This window comes from Pseudomonas sp. RU47, from assembly GCF_004011755.1.
Lineage (GTDB): Bacteria > Pseudomonadota > Gammaproteobacteria > Pseudomonadales > Pseudomonadaceae > Aquipseudomonas.
The window spans coordinates 2,162,213-2,163,307 of sequence record NZ_CP022411.1; the positions used below are offsets into that span (position 1 = coordinate 2,162,213).

General features: G+C 60.0%; 1 protein-coding gene. It reads left to right on the forward strand.

What is annotated here, in order from left to right; all coding sequences use genetic code 11:
* Positions 1-113: 113 nt before the first annotated feature.
* Positions 114-851, forward strand: coding sequence for a thioesterase II family protein (locus CCX46_RS09965; RefSeq protein ID WP_127926536.1), 738 nt, complete (start codon positions 114-116; stop codon positions 849-851).
* The last annotated feature ends 244 nt before the right edge of the window (positions 852-1,095 follow it).

Genomic DNA, 1,095 nt, shown 5'->3' on the forward strand with positions numbered 1-1,095 from the left:
TGGTTTTGGCCTGAACAGTTAACGAGCGCCTGTTGGGGGAATTTACTGGTCGATGACTAATTTACCCGGCGTGGGATCCGTCTCTCTCTACAGATGAATTTTTCGAGGAAAGCGTGGTGACCAAGCTGACCCTGCTGTGCCTGCCGTATTCCGGCGCCAGTGCCATGGTCTACAGCCGCTGGCGGCCGAAACTGCCGCAGTGGCTACACTTGCAACCGGTTGAGCTGCCGGGACGTGGCGCACGTTTTGGTGAGCCGCTGCACACCGACATGCGTGGGCTGGCGATGCAGCTGGCCAAGGAATTGCGCCCGACACTCAACGCCCCTTATGCGCTGTTCGGCCACAGCCTGGGCGCGTTGCTGGCCTGCGAAATGGCGCACGCCCTGCGTGCGCTGGGTTGCCCGGAACCGGTGGCGCTGTTCGCTTCCGGCACGGCGGCGCCGACCCTGCGTGCCGATTACGATCGCGGCTTTGCCGACCCCAAGACCGACGCCGAGTTGATCGAACAACTGCGCACGCTCAATGGCACCAGCGAGGAAGTGCTGGCCAACGAAGAGCTGATGAGCCTGACCTTGCCGATCCTGCGCGCGGATTTTCAACTGTGCGGCAAGTTCGAGCCGCTGGCGCGACCGCTGCTCAACTGCCCGGTGCATGTGCTCGGCGGCAAGGCTGATCGTGCCACCACTGAGCAATTGATCGGCTGGAGCAAGGAAACCCGCGGCAGTTTCTCGGTGGACATGCTCGCCGGCGGGCACTTCTTTATTCATGAGCATGAAGCCAAAGTGCTCAAGGTGATCAAGGATCAGCTCGATGTGCATCATCGCCGCCACGCCATGGTCGCGACTGCCTGAACACCTTATAACCTGTGGGAGCGAGCCTGCTCGCGAAAGCGTCGCAACAGTCAGCATTTTCATTGCCTGACATACCGCTTTCGCGAGCAGGCTCGCTCCCACCTTTGATTTGTGGTGCCCGAGAAATCCCCGCTCTGCCTCCCGCCTGACAGTTCTTCTCATTCGCTAATTTTTCCGGTCTGCATTCGTTTTATAGGGACGACGTGCCTTTGTGCTTCCTGCCTACTGATCCGGATGCTGAGAA